This is a genomic window from Azoarcus sp. TTM-91 (genome assembly GCF_012911025.1).
In the GTDB taxonomy this organism is placed as follows: domain Bacteria; phylum Pseudomonadota; class Gammaproteobacteria; order Burkholderiales; family Rhodocyclaceae; genus Azoarcus.
Genome location: NZ_WUEI01000273.1, coordinates 1 through 903, shown reverse-complemented (window position 1 = coordinate 903; position 903 = coordinate 1). Strand labels below are relative to the sequence as shown.

General features: G+C 68.0%; 1 protein-coding gene. It reads left to right on the top strand.

All coding sequences use genetic code 11. The features are described 5' to 3' along the window. Positions 1-44: 44 nt before the first annotated feature. Entirely contained in the window at positions 45-833 is a 789-nt protein-coding gene (locus GRF61_RS24190) for a Crp/Fnr family transcriptional regulator (RefSeq protein ID WP_248281433.1), read from the top strand. Positions 834-903: the final 70 nt, after the last annotated feature.

Genomic DNA, 903 nt, shown 5'->3' with positions numbered 1-903 from the left:
CCTCTGGCCACTCCCGCCCATCACGCCCAGCCCAGGAGGTAAGCATGCTGCGCGAAGCCCTCCCCTGCATGCAGCCCGTCGAACCACACGAGCCGGCAGCGCCCCGCCTTCCGCCCACGGCCGGCCCTCAAGCCATAGACGTGCAGAGCGAGCGCATCTGCCAGTTGCTCGCCACCGCGCCACTGTTCGAGGGCCTGGCGCAGGACGAGATCGCCCGCTTCGCCCGCGGCGTGCGCGAGCTCACCGCCGCCCGCGGCGAGATCCTGTTCCACCGTGGCGACGTGTGCAGCGGCTTCCACCTCATCCTCGCCGGCCAGATCAAGCTCGCCTTCCTGTCGGCGGCGGGCAACGAGAAGGTGGTGGAAATCCTGCGCCCCGGCCAGACCTTCGGCGAAGCGGTGATGTTCATGGACAAGCCCTACGTGGTGATGGCGCAGGCGCTGAGCGACACTTGCCTGCTGCACATTCCCAAGCAGGTGGTGTTCGAGGAGATGGCGCGCGACCCGCTGTTCTGCCGCAAGATCATCGGCGGCCTGTCGCGCCGCCTGCACCAGCTGATGAGCGACGTGGAAAGCTACTCGCTGCGCTCAGGCCGCGACCGCATCGTCGGCTACCTGCTGCGCGAGGAAGGGCTGGACGAAGACTGCCCCGCCCGCGGCCGCGTCTCCATCCGGCTGTCCACCAGCAAGGGCACCATCGCCTCCCGCCTCAACCTTACCCAGGAGCATTTCTCCCGCATCCTGCACGAGCTCATAGACAGCGGCCTGATAGAGGTGGAAGGCCGCACCATCCATGTGCCCGACATCGCCAGGCTGCGGGCCAGCCTGGACTGAGGGAGAGGGCGGAAATGCAGCGGCGGCATGAAGATTCCCGCTCCCGGCCGCGTCCGATAGAATTCCCGCC

What these genes read in the sequence shown, in the direction of transcription:
- GRF61_RS24190 (WP_248281433.1), top strand. Translation starts at nt 45, where the DNA reads ATGCTGCGCGAAGCCCTCCCCTGCATGCAGCCCGTCGAACCACACGAG.